Consider the following 14,845-nt stretch of genomic DNA (forward strand, 5'->3'; position numbering starts at 1 on the left):
ATCAGAGCTCAACGTGCTGGCAGGGGTCGTCAAAGAATTTGGAATACGGCCCATCTTGGAAGTGGAGTCTTAGCTCGTCATAATTTTGGATAGATCGCTCGAGCGGTCTTGTTTCCTGACGCTCGATGGCTGTTTCAAGCACCCGCTGCAATGGTGCTAGCCCCATAAACTTCAGAACCTGGGAGAGACACGCGTTAGTATCGCTGATCAGATCCTCATAATCGATAACCAGCAGGTTGGATGGTGCGAACGAAGCTCTTACCTTTGACAGGAATTGCTCCGCCTTTTGGAAATAGATCTCGCAGTCCTCAATCCGCAGCCGAACGCTCGGCGGAGGTGCTGCATCGTGGATCGACCGTAACTTTAACCACTTCCCGCTCTGTCTCGCTTGTACTAGCGAGCGCAAAGACTCGAGAGTGTTTCGCCGTTTGAGGAAAATAACTCTTAGCCCCGGCCACCCGGCGAGCTCATCGAAAAAACCCGGCCGCTCCTCGAACTGAGGTTCGTTAATCTTGCAGCCGATGCGTAGCAAATTCTTGTCAATCCGCGGCAGGCTACGATATGCGTATTCCAGTAGTTCTCGGTCGGGCAACAGCAGCCGATCCTTATCTGACCAATCTTCATCAAAGGTGTTGAGGAGTTCGCCACTGCTATGCACCTCGGGGTGCTGGTTGAGGAGAGCTTCGAGATAATGCGTGCCACTTCGCGGCATGCCGAGAATGACAAATGGTTCTGCCAACCTTGTCGTAACGTTCATTGCACTATTTCCTTTAAATGTCCGCGTCCATAAAGGCCAAAGCTGATGGCGCAATGCCGTCTCGTGGCATCATGGCGAAGGAGATCCGTACTGGCGATAAATGTCTTGCAGGCCGACCAAAAGCTCCTCCGACAGTTTCACGTCCGCCGCCGCGAGATTATGTTCCAGTTGTGCGAGCGAGGTCGCGCCTATGAGAGTGCTGGCGACAAATGGCCGGCCGATGACGAACGCGAGGGAGCCATGCACTGGATCAATACCATGCTTCCGGAACAGCGCCGTGTATGCGAATGCGGCATCTTGGGCCCGCTCATTGCTGTAACGAAAAAAACGGCCAAACAAGTCCAGCCTTGAGCCACCCGCGCGTTCGCCACAGAAGTACTTCCCCGTCAGCATGCCCATGGCCAGCGGCGAATAAACCAGGACCCCGACCTTTTCGCGCAACGCCATCTCCGCAAGTCCATGCTCGAAATCGAGGTTGAGCAGGTTGTAAGAGTTTTGTATGCTCGTTACTCGCGTGTAGCCGTGCACATCCGCAAAATGCAGGAAGCTGGCAAGCCCCCAAGGCGTCTCGTTGGATAAGCCGATGTGTCGGACACGGCCGCTCTGGACAAGAGCGTCCAGTGCTTCCAGCGTCTCGACGATAGAAACAGCGGAATCATCGAGCTCATACTTGTAGTCTAGTGATTGGAAGACGTTCGTGCTGCGGTCGGGCCAATGTAGCTGAAAAAGATCTACGTAATCAGTTTGTAGTCGACGAAGACTCGCGTCGACTGCTTCAAACAGGTGTGCCCGTGTGTAGCTGACGCGCCCTTCGCGGATGTAAGGAAGGTTAGCCTTACCGGCGCGCGCGGGACCGACGGCTTTCGTCGCGATAAGAAGGTCACGTCGGCGTCCGGTTTTACGAAGCCAATTGCCAAGGATCGATTCTGAGCAGCCGTAGGTGTCAACGCGGGGGGGTACGGGGTACATCTCCGCCGTGTCCACGAAGTTCACGCCAGCCTCTAGAGCAGCATCCATCTGGGAGTGTGCCTCATCTTCCGTATTTTGCTCGCCCCAGCTCATGGTTCCGAGGCCGAATTCGCTAATATTCAGGCCACTGCGGCCGAGTGCGCGGTACTGCATGACAAAATCTCCTTTCGAAGGCTATGTTGCTTCAGGGCATTAGGCGCCGTCGCAGCAGCGCCACTGCCAGAAAAAATGGTAAAAGAGCATAGAGACAGAGGGCACCCAGATGCAGGCCAAAGCCAAAGCACGGCCCCCCGAGTATGGCTGGCCGGATAAGGTTGATGGCGTGGGCAAGCGGCAACAGATGGCTTGCGTACTGTAAAACTCGTGGTAGTTGAGTGGCCGGGAAGACAGCTCCGCATAAAAAAAGCATGGGCGTCAGAAATAGCGTCTGGTAGAAGATGAAGTACTCGTAGCTTGGAGCAAGCGCCATCACCACCATTGCGAGGCTGGCAAATGCCAAGCCAGTCAACGCCACGACTGGAAGTACAGACCACAGCGCGGCCCATGGAGCATAACCCAAAGCGATCGCGACTATCATTATGCCGGTACCAGCAAGAAACGCCTTTGTGGCCGCCCAAACCAGTTCACCAAGCACAAGGTCGCCGAGCGTGAGTTGGGTGTAGAGAATGGCCTCCCACCTTTGCGTCTGCATCCGGGCAAAAGCGGCATAAATGGTTTCAAACGTTGCCGACGTCATGGCGCTGGCGGCTACCATACCGCCTGTCAGGAATGCCATATATGGTGCGCCCCCCACGTCGCCAACCATCATTCCCAGACCCAATCCTAAGCCGAACATATAGATTATCGGGTCAGCGAGATTGCCCAGGATCGATGCAACGGCAACCCTTTTCCAGGCCAGGTAATTTCGTAGCCAAACCGAAATCCAGTTCCATGCATTTGCCGGCAGCGTCATCGCGATAACATGCCTCACGCTCTCGTCTCCAAGTCGCGACCTGTCAATCTTAAGAAAACGTCTTCCAAATTCGGCGGACGTTGGAGGACACGCAACTCTGGCCTGGCTCTGAAGTGAGCTAGCACGGGCTCCGGATTGCGGACATAGCAAAACACCGTTTCACCGCTGACCTCGACCCGCTCGGCATGGGGAGCAACGAGTGCCTGCATTTCATGTGGATTGCCCCCATATACTTCGATGACATGGCAGCCGATCTGCTCCTCGATAAGCGAATGTGGAGGACCTTGCGCTATTATGCGGCCTCGTTCGACCACACAGAGGCGGTCGCAAAGTCGCTCGGCTTCTTCCATGAAATGGGTTGTCAGAATTATTGTCTTGCCCTGAGCTAATAGCGCGCGCAATCGCTCCCATATGAGATGGCGCGCATGGGGGTCCAGTCCCGTTGTCGGTTCATCCATGACCAATAAAAGCGGGTCGTTGATCAGGGCGCGCGCGAGGGTCAGGCGTCTCCTCATGCCGCCAGATAAGTCGCCTACGCGCGCGTGCGCCTTGTCTTCCAGACGAGCGAACTCGAGGAGAGAGGGTATAGTTCTTTCTACTTCGCCTCTTCTCATTCCGAAATAGCGGCCGAACACCAGTAGGTTCTCGCTAACCGTAAACTCGCTATCAAGATTGTCGAACTGAGGGACAACCCCGATCCGCCTTCGCGCCAGGCGGGCGCGGGCAGGTACCGAAATGCCAAGCACGGTGATCTTGCCTACGTCCGGCTGCGCAACTCCCAGTATCATCCGGGCGATCGTGCTTTTCCCCGCGCCGTTCGGACCTAGAACGCCGAAGCACTCCCCGGCGTTCACACTGAATGACAGGTTTTCCACGACTAAGTTGTCGCCGTAAGATTTCCGGACGCCCTCCAGTTTGATTGCTACCGAAGTCATGCGGTAGCCGTTCCAGGGTATTCACCCTCATCACCACGGGGCCGTTCGTTACGTTCGTTGCTGAAGAGGGTGCCGTCCGACCACACATTCGCAACCTTTCCCCAATCACAGGCAGAGCGGACGTCTGGAAAGAAGCCGCGCCCGTGGTGATTGGCGCTTGTGTTGCAGAGGAGCGGAATGCCGGTGAGGCTTTCGTACTCAACAAGTAGCTGCGCGACTAGATGTGTCGAGCTTCGAGACACGGTCTGCAACCTTGCCGAGCCGTCAAGATGTACAACTGCAGGGATCTCGCGGCGCCAATTGGCACGAGTTTGATGGTCGAACAACATGTAGGGATCTGGTGTTCCCGGATCGAATATCTCGGGCGCCCGGTCTTCCAGACAGATTGGTGCAACCGGCCTGAAATGCTCGCGTAACTTTATGTCGTTGAGGAGATCCTTCATGACCGGTGATGTCGGCGATGCGATAATACTTCGGCCGCCTAAGGCACGTGGCCCTAGCTCCGCATGACCTGTCAGAAATACGACAGGTTCGTTCTTGGCAAGGAGCGCCGCAAGATCCGCTAAGCTGCAGGGCGCGGCTTTCCATCCGGGTGGAACATCAGCGTCTCTCAAAACAGGGCCGCTATAAACGGACCAGTCGATTGAAACAAAGCCGTCACTTGCAGCCATCGCGCTACACGCTGCACCAATGGCGGACCCGCTGTCGTTAGGAAATGGAGGTACAAAGACTTGCGCAAAGAGACCGGTGTTTCGAAGAGCGCTGTTCCATTTGATATTGAGTCCGCAACCGCCCGCGATACAGAGGTTCTGCGGTCCCGGATATGGATGGCGTAGCATCGCCGCGCCCATCTCGCGGACCAAAAGACGTTCGAGGAAGGAATGGAACGAAGCCAGCACGTCCTCGGCCGGCTTACCGGCCAATCGCGCGACACTTGCATCGAAGAATTTGTGAATGGACGCCAACGAGGTATCAGGGTCGCCGGTACCGGGTCCACAATAGTCGTCTGTGCTAGCACGCGACAGAAAATGCTGCTCGTAAAGTTCCTGGAATACGGAAATAACGTCTTCGTGCGGCGATCCGAGCGCGATGAAGGCCATCAGCTTGCCGGCTACCCCAAGGTCCCAAGTCAATTGGCTCGAGCGCTTGTACGGCCCGAAATAGTGCCCCGCAGCCGCATAGGCCTGGCCTATGATTGGAAAAAGCGACTGGAGGAACCGGGCGCCGCCGCGGTCCACGTAGTAGAGGCGCGGAAAGATGCAACCATCCCATATTAGGCAATAAGCGGGCTCTGCGGCGGCAGCGAACGGGCTCGTGCAATAAGCAGAGGCGATGTGGCCGGTGACATGAGAAAAACTCGTATAAGGAAACGACTCGCCGCCGATAACTAGCCCTGTCCCTTCTACAGGATCAAGCACTCCATCAGGCCGACGTTCAACATAGGGTCCGCCCCTCAGCACCAGAGGCGCCTGACCGCTGGATACGTTGAAATGAGACTCCGCTTCGCCGTCCCAGCCATCAATAACGAATTGGTCAATATCCTCGGTTTTCAGTCCGTGATCGCCCAGAATATCGATGACTGTATCGAGGTTGTCGATAGTCTGATATCGCGGGTTGTTGTCGCGCTTCTCCTGTTCTACGGAGAAAATTAGCCGGCGATCCTCTAGCAAAGCTATTGATCCGTCATGTGTTAGCTTAATACCACAGATACGCATAATACCTCCAGGTCTCAGCGCTCAGTAATTCGCGGGTCAAGAAGGGGCTTAAGAAAGCGAGCCAGTACACAGTCCTCGTTGTCAGAGCCGCCCTTCAGCTCAACACGCTCCACTTCGACCAACGTTTCGTTGAGCAATGTCATCACGGTCTCCGCACCGGCAGCGTGCCCCCAACGTTTGCAGTTGGCATCACGCGCGGAGCCAAATAAGAGGTGCCCTCCGGGAGCAAGTATTCGCAACAAGTTGCTGATAGCTGCTCGCATCTGCGCTATCTCTCCCAGGTAGTAGAGAACTTCTGCAACAACGATCAGGTCGTACATCTCTCTTGATGAGAACTGTCCAACGTCTGACACTATCCAACTGACGTTCTTTGGGTTGTTTATCCTGCGACGCGACCGGGCAATTGCCTGTGGTACAATGTCAATTACGGTCAAATGCCGGCAGTGAGGCGCAAGTTTCTCAGTGAACGCCCCAGCAGCACAACCAACCTCGAGTGCGTTGTCAATCGATCTTCCTGCAAGTGCCAGCCTTAACATTTCGGCGTGGCGCTCTCGTTCAAAAGGGTTCCCATCCAGCCGCCAGGGGTCATCCGCAGCTAACTCGCGGCTCAAAAGTTTATAGTTTCCACTCGATTTCATAGCCGTCTCTCTCCTGCATTAGTCTTCGCTGCTGAGGCTGTCGTAAGCCATCGGCCTTGAAGCATCCCGCGCAAGATTTTGTCGACGAAAGGAAGCATGACTGCCGCGCGCACGAGTATTCGGCGAGAGGGTATCCGTGGCCGGTGTCGACATATCGCGGGGGGACTTCTTGACTGTGGATCCTCGCGATAGCCAGTCGCTGTTGCTCAAAGTGCAAAGGGCGTAGGCCTTCACCGGAAGGAGAAGAAAAATATTGATGAGCGTGTGCAGAGAAAAGCCAAGGAACCTAAACTGACGTGCCCGAGCCGCAGTAACGGAGCAGCGAATAATCGTCATTACGCCGATCATGTAAACGGTCCACAAAGGGACTGTCCAAGTCTGAGCGAACTGTGCAATGCCCGCAAGAACCGCTATCGCTAGTAACAAAGGGCCGATGTTCTGGCCAAGGACGTCCAGCGTGAGGAAACGATCGAGGCTGGGCAAGAGGCGTAGCGCCAGAAACGTATCCCGGAAGGTGCTACGCGCCCAGCGGAGTTGTTGACGAAGGTACGGTCGCATGCCTGCCGGGACGACAGTCGCTGCAATCGCATCGGGTACGTATTCTGTTCGAAAACCTGCCTTCAACATCAGGATGGTCAGATGTCGATCTTCGCCGAAGTCGCTTTGCTTCCCCCTGAACATCTGCGTTTCATATTGATCGAGCACCGAAGTCAGCGCTGTCCTGCGATACATCGCGCACGGACCGCAGCAACACATGACCGCGCCGAAGCGCGCTTGTGCGGCGCGCTCTTCGTTGCATGCCAACCAGTATTCCATGTCAATTAGCCGTGTCAGCCATGTGTCATGGCGGTTGCTTGCAGCTAACTGCCCCATCGCTGCGCCGATCGAAGTGTCTCGCATTGCCAAAGCCAGCTTCTTGACAACCTCAGGCTCAAGGATGGTGTCTGAATCAACGTTGAGAACTAGATCTCCGGATGAGCGACGGATTGCGGTAATCTGCGCCTTCCGTTTACCTACGTTCTCCTCCAACAGAATTATCGTAAAACGTGGATCACGCGCAAAGTCCGCATGTACAGCCGTGACGGCATCAAGGTTGCTTGAGCCGTCGTCGACGAGGTAGATAGAAAGCTGTCCAGGGTATTTTTGGCCTGCAATTGAACTGAGGCAAGCGCGGAGAGCAACCGGACTTTCGTTAAATGCCGGTATGATAACGTCCACGCTCGGGAGCGCCACGGGTCCTCTTGGCTCACGACAAGCTCGTTGGTATCCCGAAGGGCGCGCGTAGATAGCCTGCATGCTCTTATAAGCCGCCGACAACGCCGCATATAACGAAATTGCCACTGTGCTGGTAGTCTCAAGCAGGAACATGGAGTTGGCCTCTAGTAGTTTTGCGGAAGCGGGCTGATCGAATAACCGCGAGTGCGCAGGGCAGGGATGAGATGGGCAAGCGCTGCTATCGTTTGGGAGCGGATGCAGGCCCCAGAGGCGGCGTTCAACTCATTCGGAGGACAGCCGTCATGCAACAATATCACTGCCCCAGGCCGGACACCTTCGAGTACCGCAGTGACGATGGCGTCGACTCCTGGGCAATCCCAGTCTCGCGGGTCAACGGACCAGTGGATCGAGACCAAGCCGGCGCGCTGGCACGTTTTGAGGACTTCTTGAGTCCATATCCCATATGGCGCACGCATGTAACGAAGGCAGGCTTGGGGACAGACCGCAGAGATTGTGCTACCAGTCGTGAAGATTTCATCTTCCAATTCGGACGCACTGCACTGCGACAGATCCGGATGTGTCATAGTGTGGTTGGCGATCTGATGGCCTTCGGCGATCATTCGCTGAAGAATCTGTTTCTGGGCTTTGGCATAGACGCCAATTGCAAAAAATGCGGCAGGCGCCTGATACTCCGAAAGGATATCGAGAATTTGTGGGGTGCATAATGGATGTGGACCGTCGTCGAACGTGAGGTACACTGTCGGCGCAGCCGCCCTATCTGCACAAGGTCTTGAGATCTCGTACAAGCAATCCAATGGCGTCATAGCTCTGGTCCGTTTCGATCGATTGTACTCCCCGCTGGCCAGTCCGACATCGACTTTCCAACCGGAAGTACGATGACCAGCGCGTCCTCGAGGCGAACAGGAGCCTTGTCGACTCGAGCCTCGCGCAACGTTGAACGCACTCGGATATCTTTTATGATGGTTAGCGGACTGTACCGACCAAACCGCTCAATGTGTTTGTGGAGCTGAGGCCGAACAGTTCCGAACGCGAAAGGAACAGCGAGCTGCTGCAATACCGGCAGCACCGCATGGATCGAGTGGCTGATACCGAGACCCTCCAAGTCGCGGCGCACCCCGTAAAGTCCAAGTTCCGCAACCAGGACGTCGGTTGAACCAACCCGAATGAATCTCCGCAGGAGACCCATATGAGCCGCAACGCCATTGGCGTCATAGCCTATAGCCCGAAGCTCAGGTCTCGCTCCCGCCCAGCTCCGCGCGTCTATGAAGGGCTTGGCGTTGAACGTTCCTGTGGGTCCGTAAGTTTGGCGAAAAAAATCTGCCAACTCGAGATGATCCGCTAGATCCAACTCGTTTTCCCAGCGCAGCTTCCAGTCCACCTGCGAATTCATGACTTGGCCCTCTTGTTCTGGCATCGCGCCGCAAGGGCGACTTCTCATGCCTAAACCAGCATCCACCATTCCCCGGGAGTCACCTCGACTACCCAAACACCATGCGTTCGGCAGCTACTACTTCTCCGTCCGCGGACATCAACTATCTGCCCCGCGCAGCTATACAACTAGCGCCGGTTTTATACTTGTTTTCTTCTTGACACGCATGTCGACTTAACGACATTTTCGTAATGCACCATCGTGCAAGATCGGTAAAATTGATTGTTTGGATGACACCCATCCATGAGTTGGATGACTAGTATGCGATTTAAGGGACTTGATCTAAATCTTCTGGTGGCGATGGACGCGCTCATGACGGAGCGCAATCTTACAGCTGCCGCGCGCAGCATCCATCTAAGCCAACCAGCCATGAGTGCAGCCGTCGGCCGGCTTCGTGCCTACTTTAAGGACGACTTGTTCCGGATGAATGGTCGTGAGCTTGTGCCGACGCCCCGCGCAGAAGGCTTAGCACCCGCAGTGCGAGAGGCACTACTTCAAATACAGCTGTCAGTGATATCGTTCGAACCCTTTGATCCCTTTAAGTCAGATCGCCGCTTCCGGATAATCCTCTCGGACTTCATGACGCTCGTCTTCATCGACAAAGTGGTGAAGCGAGCGGCGCGCGAAGCGCCAGGCACCAGCTTCGAGTTTCTTCCTCTGGCAGACGACTATGATGAGCTTCTTCGACGCGGCGAGGTTGATTTCCTCATCTTACCGGAGGTTTTCATGCCCGCCGCTCACCCGCAGATGAGGCTGTTTGAAGAGAAGCTTGTATGTGTTGGCTGCGGCAATAACGAGCAACTTACGGAGCCGCTTTCATTTGACAGATATATGTCCTTGGGCCACGTAGCGGCTAAATTTGGCAACTCGCGCAGACCGTCTATCGAAGAGTGGTATCTGCTTCAGCACGGATTCAAAAGGCGAATCGAGGTCGTCGTACAGGGATTAAGCATGATCCCGCCGGTCCTATCCAACACGAACCGGATAGGCACTATGCCGTCGCGCCTCGCGCAACATTTTTCGCAGACCTTGCCGCTCACGATAATGGAGCTGCCGCTACCGCTTCCTTCCTTCAATGAGGCTGTGCAATGGCCTGCCCTCCATAATAGCGATCCGGCCAGCGTTTGGATGCGCGAGATCCTGGCGGACGAGGCGTCGCAATTGTTCCCGACGTCTATTCGGAAACTGAACGAGCTTTAGCCCGGCTCTCCGCCAAAGGATCCTGTTCGGCGCTCTTACACATGAGGCGACCTCGACTCATGAGTCATGACTTTAAGCGCATCGTCGGTCGGTCTCTCGTCACCCTCGCTTAGTCGAGCCAATAAGCTAAACACATCACGCAACGTCTCTTCATCAAAGCACCTGAGCTTTTCGATGCATGCTAGGATCAGTTCCGCCCGGCCTTTAGTTTCGCCCCACAGATGGGGCGCGGCGGGCGCGATGATTTCTTCAGGCGTAGCGCCAAGAACTTCGCAAAGATGTATCAAGCGACCGACTGTGAGGCGTGAGACCTTGTTCTCATACCGGCCATAAACTTGCTCGCTAAGGCCTAGCATGGGAGCGAGTTTTGATCGCGGTAGCTTTCGTCTATCCCGCGCTTCGCGGAGGCTGAGACTGATCTGCCTCTCGAGTTCAGCGCTTAGGACGATCATCCCCTCAAACGGTTTTCTGTATATCGTCTTGCCTGTAGTCGGATCGTCGACCTCCCGCAACCCATGCTCTTTGACCCAATGCTTCAATGACCGTCCCACCCATTCGCTACAAAATAAATTGCTATAATCTTTATAAGCGAAAGTTTGCAGGGTGAAACCATTAAAGTGTTCACCGTGATCATTTTTGGCGCAATCTGGATAGCCCCTGATACAGGGCTTTGTCACGTCCGCGTGCTGTCTTCTACCGCTCAACACAGTTAAGTGGATACCCACCTGGCGACCTTTCAAAGAAAGCTGACAGAAAAACATGAGGATTAGCCGAGGACGGACGAGATTCAGGCAGGCGACCAGCAAACTTGTTGGAGCCAATTTGGCTCAATTCTTCCGTTGCTGTTCAAGGGGCTGCGTCCGCTTCAACGCAGCCGCATCAAGGGCTGGAACCTAACCCCACTAATCGGCGCTGCAGTTGTAGAGTAGTCGCCCACCGCGGCATCGCCACTGGGGGCTTTATTCGCTCGCCAAGGACCAGAACGAGACGCACGAACAAATCACAACGGAGCCCCACCGTCCATTTGACGCAATCGCCGTTGAACACTGCGTCGCTGGCTCGCCTAGAACAAATGACCAAGTGGGTGCCTCTGACGCGCGAGCTGATCAAGGAGCGGCTTGCCCCCACCTGCTACGCTAGCCAGTGTTCCGGCGGTGGCCACCTGGAAGAGCGCCTGGCGCAACGAGCCTCGGCTAAGCCAGCTACAGCCGTCGCCAAAGTTTGATAGACCTAAGCGGACCCGCACCGCCCCGCTCTTGTGTCGGGGCCTTGCACAGGGCCGGAGGAGCCGTCGAGCCAATTTGGATCTGCGACAAATCGTCGGCCCTCAGGGTTTCGAGCCACAATTACCGCGATTTCACAGGGTTCCGGCCGAGGATGCAGCGACTATTTAGCAAAACTTGGCCATAGCTTGCGCCAAATTGATATCTTGCGGTAAGCTTGAACTGCATTTTTGCGCAACGTTACGCAGCCCGCGAGTCGGGCTGTAGATGGAGAATGGATGTAGGAAACCAGAAAAGGAAAACCGCTCCCGAAAAATTCCGGAAGCGGGTCTGAAAGAGATCAATTAAGCCAAATTTGTTCTCGCAGACCCTTCCTTCCTTGTCAACAAAAAACGCCCTTTCGGTGAACGGCGGAGCTTTGCCTGGTCCCAACTGGAGACGGGACATGGAAGATTACACGGACGACCGGCGGCCGGTTGGACGAAGAGTTACCCCTGCGCGTATAGCGTTTCGGCGCTTGGCAGAATCAACTGAACTCGGCTCGGTGACCCGCGGACAGCTGGCCGTGCTCGCGCAAACACTGCCTTGCACCGGGCTCATAAACGGAACTGAGAGCCACCTTTTGACAGTTTTGGTCAACACCGCTCCAGCCGACGCTTTTTCCAGGTCCGGGCGGCCAATCGTCTTCAAGTCAAACCGACAGCTGGCTTTCGAAGTAGGCCGTTCGGCCGGGCGTGTAAGTCGTGTTCTTTCCCGACTTTTCGACCTCGGCCTCGTTACAATGCAAGACAGTGGGAATTATAAGAGATATCCCGTGCGAAACCCGCATGGCGAGATTGCAGAAGGATTTGGGATAGATCTCCGGATCTTGGTAGCACGCTATGGGGAACTCAATGAGAACGTGAACCGGGCACGAGCTGAAAAGAGAGCTAAGGATGCCGCCGCCCGGCGATACCGCGGTGCGCTGCGCAACGTACGCTACGCAATTTCGTCCCTTCAAGGGCACACTTCAGTTCAGGCGATCGGTGACCGCATCAACCGGGTTGCCAATATTGTGGGCATCCCTACAAAAGCAACGGAGGGCAAGCTCCGCCGGGCCATTGCCGTCATCGAATCTTGCGTGGATCGGCTTATGCTTCTGACAAGCGGCGGAAGTAATCCGAGGGGAAAAACGACACGCCCGTATGTCTCAAACGACAAGCAACACGAGAATACACTCCCTAATCAATTAGCAAGTAACGGCTTGCAAGCGGGAACAGTGGCGGCCACAGCCCAACGTCGAGCAGGAAAGGAGCATGCGACATCGGTGCTCGATCAGCATCAGCAAGAAATTCGGACAAGGCCCTTTAATTTCGATCGACCAGTCTTGGTAGGTATTCGCGATGTCTTGCGCGCTGCGCCATCGCTCACTGACTTCGGGTGCGCTCCACGTAACTGGTCGGACCTTGTTCAGGTTGCGCCTCTCTTGTGCCGTTTCATTGGAATAACAGAACTGGTTTACTGCAGCGCGATAAATCAGATGGGGCAGCAACTGGCCGCTGTTGCCGTCGCCATTACCGTAGAAAAAACTAACCGGCTCGAAGTGAAATCACCAAACGGCTACCTGAGAGGCATGACCAAGCGCGCCGCGGCTGGTGAGCTACGTCTCAGTCGCTCAGTGTTCGGGCTCGCTGCTCGTAGCCCACCACAAGAGATTTGTTGAGGATAAAGGGTGCGCTGCGGTTTATCTGTACTCAAGCATCGGTGCCCTCTGTGCGGCTGGATGCCAAAGCAGTTTCATGGACTTGTGAAACGAGACGCCTAAGAAGACGTAGTAGATCACCGACCACTTCGCCCGGTAGCTCCCTCGTGAGACGGTCCACAGCGATTCGATCTGCAGCTTCCTCTGGCGTGGCGCCCCAAAGGTGAGGAGCGGCATGGAAGATAATATCAAGCGGCTTGAATCCTAAGATCTCGCAGAGGTGGATCATTCTCGTGACGTTCATCTTTGAAAAGGCGCGCTCGTAGCGCCCATAGACCGCTGTTGAGAGACCGAGCATCCTGGCAACATCGGCCCTAGGGAGACCGACGCCCTCGCGCGACCTCTTCAAAAATCCGCTGATGAGAGCTTCCATCTCTCCCAGTTCCGTGATCGCACCATCGAAACCAGGCTTTCTGTAAACTCGTTTATCTACCTCGGGATCCGTGGTCTCCACCAGCCCTTTCGCTTCTGCGTATCTTGTCAAACTATCTCTCACCGAAATCCTTTTCCAACAGCTCACTTGTTTACGCGATATACGGCCATGAAGACCTTTGCTCAGTCCAATCGGACCTGGGCGACCGATTTTTTTCTTGTTATAGCAACAATGCCTCACTTAGCCAATTTGCTTCATTGCGCCCCTGAATAAAGATGTCAAACTCGCCCATGGAGGCGCCGCAAGCTGGAATTGGCACCGATCAAAGCGCAATATCAGCACTCGTTAAAATAAAAATAAGCCTCTGAGAACAAACGACGATCACTCTTCGACAGCGAGATGGGCGGAAGGACGGAGGCTTGCAACCGCTCGACAAAGCCTCATGCCGACCGCCAGAGATGGCACTACCTTCTTGGCATAGGCCGGGCTTTGCCCATCTTTCCAAACCGAGGGATAGTGGCAGTTCGAAACATGTACAAGTGCCACCGGCGCCCAAGTTCGGATCTAGGGACGGCCAAGTGCTCCAAGCCCTCCTCGCACCACGTGGGTGACATCGCAAATTGCGACAACGGCCGATTGAAAAAAGTGGAGTAAATTATGGAACTACCATATCGGAAAAGGACATGTCTGACTCTGGTAGCGGGTCAACGGCGCCCGAATCGGTCATAGGCGATCAAGGCTTTATCCGGCATGCGATGCCAATCGGGCGGTTACGGTTAGAACTGAACGGCGAAGGGCCCGGCGTTTCGGTCGTTGGGGCTGGCCCTGGAGCGTCAATGCGAACCTTGTTCGGAAGTTGATGAAGAAGGCCGGCGGACGTCCTTTGCCTTTGGCCTTCGTTCCGGTTTAGATTGCTCTCGGTATGCTTTCGGTTCTGCCGGCGATCGACTGACGAAGACCGAGCCAATCGGAGCGCTGGGTCATGTTTAGATTAATCGCTGATCTCAGGGTCTACCTGCATCAAGAACCCATCGACCTTCGCACGGGCATCAACAGCCTTGCTATCATGGTCAAGGAAACGTTGGAGCTTGACCCGTTGGACTGCGTCTTTGCCTTCTGCAATCGCCGGCGCGGCCGGGTGAAGATACTGTCGAGCGGCAACCGAATGGCGAGCAACACTTATGCCGCATTGCGAGATTTCATTGAGATTATCGCCGTATGCTCATCACTTGTTTCCCTCTACTCGCTTGAAAGCGACCACGGCGTTTGTCCCGCCCATCGCGAGAGCATTGCTCAAGGCAACTTCCACATTTCGATCGCGCGCCAAATTTGGGGTGACGTCAAGATCGCAATCTGGATCTGCCGTACCGTAATTTGCTGTCGGTGGGATAATGCCGTCCTGAATAGCAATTACATAAGCAATCATCTCGAGCGCGCTCGCCGCGCCAAGACAGTGACCATGCATGGACTTCGTTGACGATATGGAGAGGCTAGCGGCATTTGCGCCGAAACGCGTTTTATCGCCTTCTTCTCGATCTCGTCGTTGATACGGGTGCTAGTGCCATGGGCGTTCAGGTAATGGACATCCTCAGGATTGTAGAGCAAGCATCAGCGAGGCAAGCGCGCATAGCAGCCTCCGGGCCCTCAACGGCCGGCGAAACAATGTCGAAGGCGTCA

Annotated in this window: 14 protein-coding genes and 1 pseudogene; 3 read left to right on the plus strand and 12 right to left on the minus strand. The window is 55.2% G+C overall.

Annotated features, from left to right (window positions below; genetic code table 11):
* Position 1 precedes the first annotated feature (1 nt).
* The 9 genes from RGCCGE502_RS32605 to RGCCGE502_RS32645 all read right to left on the minus strand — a co-directional run bounded on the left by RGCCGE502_RS32605 (position 2) and on the right by RGCCGE502_RS32645 (position 8,592).
* The gene (locus RGCCGE502_RS32605; RefSeq protein ID WP_016558496.1) at positions 2 to 757 is read right to left on the minus strand and encodes a sulfotransferase; all 756 of its coding nucleotides are present in this window, start codon (positions 755 to 757) and stop codon (positions 2 to 4) included.
* 69 nt (positions 758 to 826) lie between these two features.
* Positions 827 to 1,879 carry an aldo/keto reductase gene (locus RGCCGE502_RS32610; RefSeq protein ID WP_016558497.1) on the minus strand — a complete coding sequence of 351 codons (1,053 nt, stop codon included), beginning with the start codon at positions 1,877 to 1,879 and terminating at the stop codon, positions 827 to 829.
* 31 nt (positions 1,880 to 1,910) lie between these two features.
* Positions 1,911 to 2,678, minus strand: coding sequence for an ABC transporter permease (locus tag RGCCGE502_RS32615; protein ID WP_040676223.1), 768 nt, complete (start codon positions 2,676 to 2,678; stop codon positions 1,911 to 1,913).
* Positions 2,679 to 2,692: 14 nt separating this feature from the next.
* Entirely contained in the window at positions 2,693 to 3,613 is a 921-nt protein-coding gene (nodI, locus tag RGCCGE502_RS32620; protein WP_016558499.1) for a nodulation factor ABC transporter ATP-binding protein NodI, read from the minus strand.
* The gene (gene nodU / locus RGCCGE502_RS32625) at positions 3,610 to 5,328 is read right to left on the minus strand and encodes a nodulation protein NodU (protein ID WP_016558500.1); all 1,719 of its coding nucleotides are present in this window, start codon (positions 5,326 to 5,328) and stop codon (positions 3,610 to 3,612) included. The genes nodI and nodU overlap by 4 nt, the downstream gene beginning before the upstream one ends.
* A gap of 14 nt (positions 5,329 to 5,342) precedes the next feature.
* Complete coding sequence (gene nodS, locus RGCCGE502_RS32630) at positions 5,343 to 5,966, minus strand: nodulation methyltransferase NodS (protein WP_016558501.1); 624 nt, start codon at positions 5,964 to 5,966, stop codon at positions 5,343 to 5,345.
* Between the two features lie 18 nt (positions 5,967 to 5,984).
* A complete protein-coding gene (nodC, locus tag RGCCGE502_RS32635; RefSeq protein WP_016558502.1) occupies positions 5,985 to 7,334 on the minus strand; it encodes a chitooligosaccharide synthase NodC in 1,350 nt (449 codons plus the stop codon).
* An 11-nt stretch (positions 7,335 to 7,345) separates the two neighbouring features.
* Positions 7,346 to 8,005: a chitooligosaccharide deacetylase NodB gene (gene nodB / locus RGCCGE502_RS36135; RefSeq protein ID WP_016558503.1), complete on the minus strand. Its 660-nt coding sequence runs from the start codon at positions 8,003 to 8,005 to the stop codon at positions 7,346 to 7,348.
* Entirely contained in the window at positions 8,002 to 8,592 is a 591-nt protein-coding gene (locus tag RGCCGE502_RS32645; RefSeq protein WP_016558504.1) for a NodA family N-acyltransferase, read from the minus strand. The genes nodB and RGCCGE502_RS32645 overlap by 4 nt, the downstream gene beginning before the upstream one ends.
* Before the next feature lie 300 nt (positions 8,593 to 8,892).
* Between RGCCGE502_RS32645 and RGCCGE502_RS32650 the strand changes: the two genes are divergently transcribed.
* Positions 8,893 to 9,831: a LysR family transcriptional regulator gene (locus tag RGCCGE502_RS32650; protein WP_019280592.1), complete on the plus strand. Its 939-nt coding sequence runs from the start codon at positions 8,893 to 8,895 to the stop codon at positions 9,829 to 9,831.
* Between the two features lie 35 nt (positions 9,832 to 9,866).
* On the opposite strand, the gene RGCCGE502_RS32655 is transcribed toward RGCCGE502_RS32650, so the two are convergent.
* Positions 9,867 to 10,592, minus strand: coding sequence for a helix-turn-helix domain-containing protein (locus RGCCGE502_RS32655; RefSeq protein ID WP_016558506.1), 726 nt, complete (start codon positions 10,590 to 10,592; stop codon positions 9,867 to 9,869).
* A 907-nt stretch (positions 10,593 to 11,499) separates the two neighbouring features.
* On the opposite strand from RGCCGE502_RS32655, the gene repC reads away from it, so the two are divergent.
* Positions 11,500 to 12,756, plus strand: coding sequence for a plasmid replication protein RepC (gene repC, locus RGCCGE502_RS32660; RefSeq protein ID WP_016558507.1), 1,257 nt, complete (start codon positions 11,500 to 11,502; stop codon positions 12,754 to 12,756).
* Positions 12,757 to 12,787: 31 nt separating this feature from the next.
* On the opposite strand, the gene RGCCGE502_RS32665 is transcribed toward repC, so the two are convergent.
* The gene (locus RGCCGE502_RS32665; protein ID WP_016558508.1) at positions 12,788 to 13,291 is read right to left on the minus strand and encodes a helix-turn-helix domain-containing protein; all 504 of its coding nucleotides are present in this window, start codon (positions 13,289 to 13,291) and stop codon (positions 12,788 to 12,790) included.
* 859 nt (positions 13,292 to 14,150) lie between these two features.
* On the opposite strand from RGCCGE502_RS32665, the gene tnpB reads away from it, so the two are divergent.
* Positions 14,151 to 14,645: an IS66 family insertion sequence element accessory protein TnpB gene (tnpB, locus tag RGCCGE502_RS39145; protein ID WP_016558509.1), complete on the plus strand. Its 495-nt coding sequence runs from the start codon at positions 14,151 to 14,153 to the stop codon at positions 14,643 to 14,645.
* Here the strand turns inward: tnpB and RGCCGE502_RS39150 are convergent.
* Positions 14,598 to 14,773, minus strand: a pseudogene (locus tag RGCCGE502_RS39150) (beta-ACP synthase); the annotation flags it as partial. The gene tnpB and the pseudogene RGCCGE502_RS39150 overlap by 48 nt on opposite strands.
* Positions 14,774 to 14,845: the final 72 nt, after the last annotated feature.

Source organism: Rhizobium grahamii CCGE 502 (genome assembly GCF_000298315.2).
In the GTDB taxonomy this organism is placed as follows: domain Bacteria; phylum Pseudomonadota; class Alphaproteobacteria; order Rhizobiales; family Rhizobiaceae; genus Rhizobium; species Rhizobium grahamii.

Coding starts and splice junctions, on each gene's coding strand:
- RGCCGE502_RS32605 (WP_016558496.1), bottom strand. CDS start 757: ATGAACGTTACGACAAGGTTGGCAGAACCATTTGTCATTCTCGGCATG.
- RGCCGE502_RS32610 (WP_016558497.1), bottom strand. CDS start 1,879: ATGCAGTACCGCGCACTCGGCCGCAGTGGCCTGAATATTAGCGAATTC.
- RGCCGE502_RS32615 (WP_040676223.1), bottom strand. CDS start 2,678: ATGACGCTGCCGGCAAATGCATGGAACTGGATTTCGGTTTGGCTACGA.
- nodI (WP_016558499.1), bottom strand. CDS start 3,613: ATGACTTCGGTAGCAATCAAACTGGAGGGCGTCCGGAAATCTTACGGC.
- nodU (WP_016558500.1), bottom strand. CDS start 5,328: ATGCGTATCTGTGGTATTAAGCTAACACATGACGGATCAATAGCTTTG.
- nodS (WP_016558501.1), bottom strand. CDS start 5,966: ATGAAATCGAGTGGAAACTATAAACTTTTGAGCCGCGAGTTAGCTGCG.
- nodC (WP_016558502.1), bottom strand. CDS start 7,334: ATGTTCCTGCTTGAGACTACCAGCACAGTGGCAATTTCGTTATATGCG.
- nodB (WP_016558503.1), bottom strand. CDS start 8,005: ATGACGCCATTGGATTGCTTGTACGAGATCTCAAGACCTTGTGCAGAT.
- RGCCGE502_RS32645 (WP_016558504.1), bottom strand. CDS start 8,592: ATGAATTCGCAGGTGGACTGGAAGCTGCGCTGGGAAAACGAGTTGGAT.
- RGCCGE502_RS32650 (WP_019280592.1), top strand. CDS start 8,893: ATGCGATTTAAGGGACTTGATCTAAATCTTCTGGTGGCGATGGACGCG.
- RGCCGE502_RS32655 (WP_016558506.1), bottom strand. CDS start 10,592: ATGTTTTTCTGTCAGCTTTCTTTGAAAGGTCGCCAGGTGGGTATCCAC.
- repC (WP_016558507.1), top strand. CDS start 11,500: ATGGAAGATTACACGGACGACCGGCGGCCGGTTGGACGAAGAGTTACC.
- tnpB (WP_016558509.1), top strand. CDS start 14,151: ATGTTTAGATTAATCGCTGATCTCAGGGTCTACCTGCATCAAGAACCC.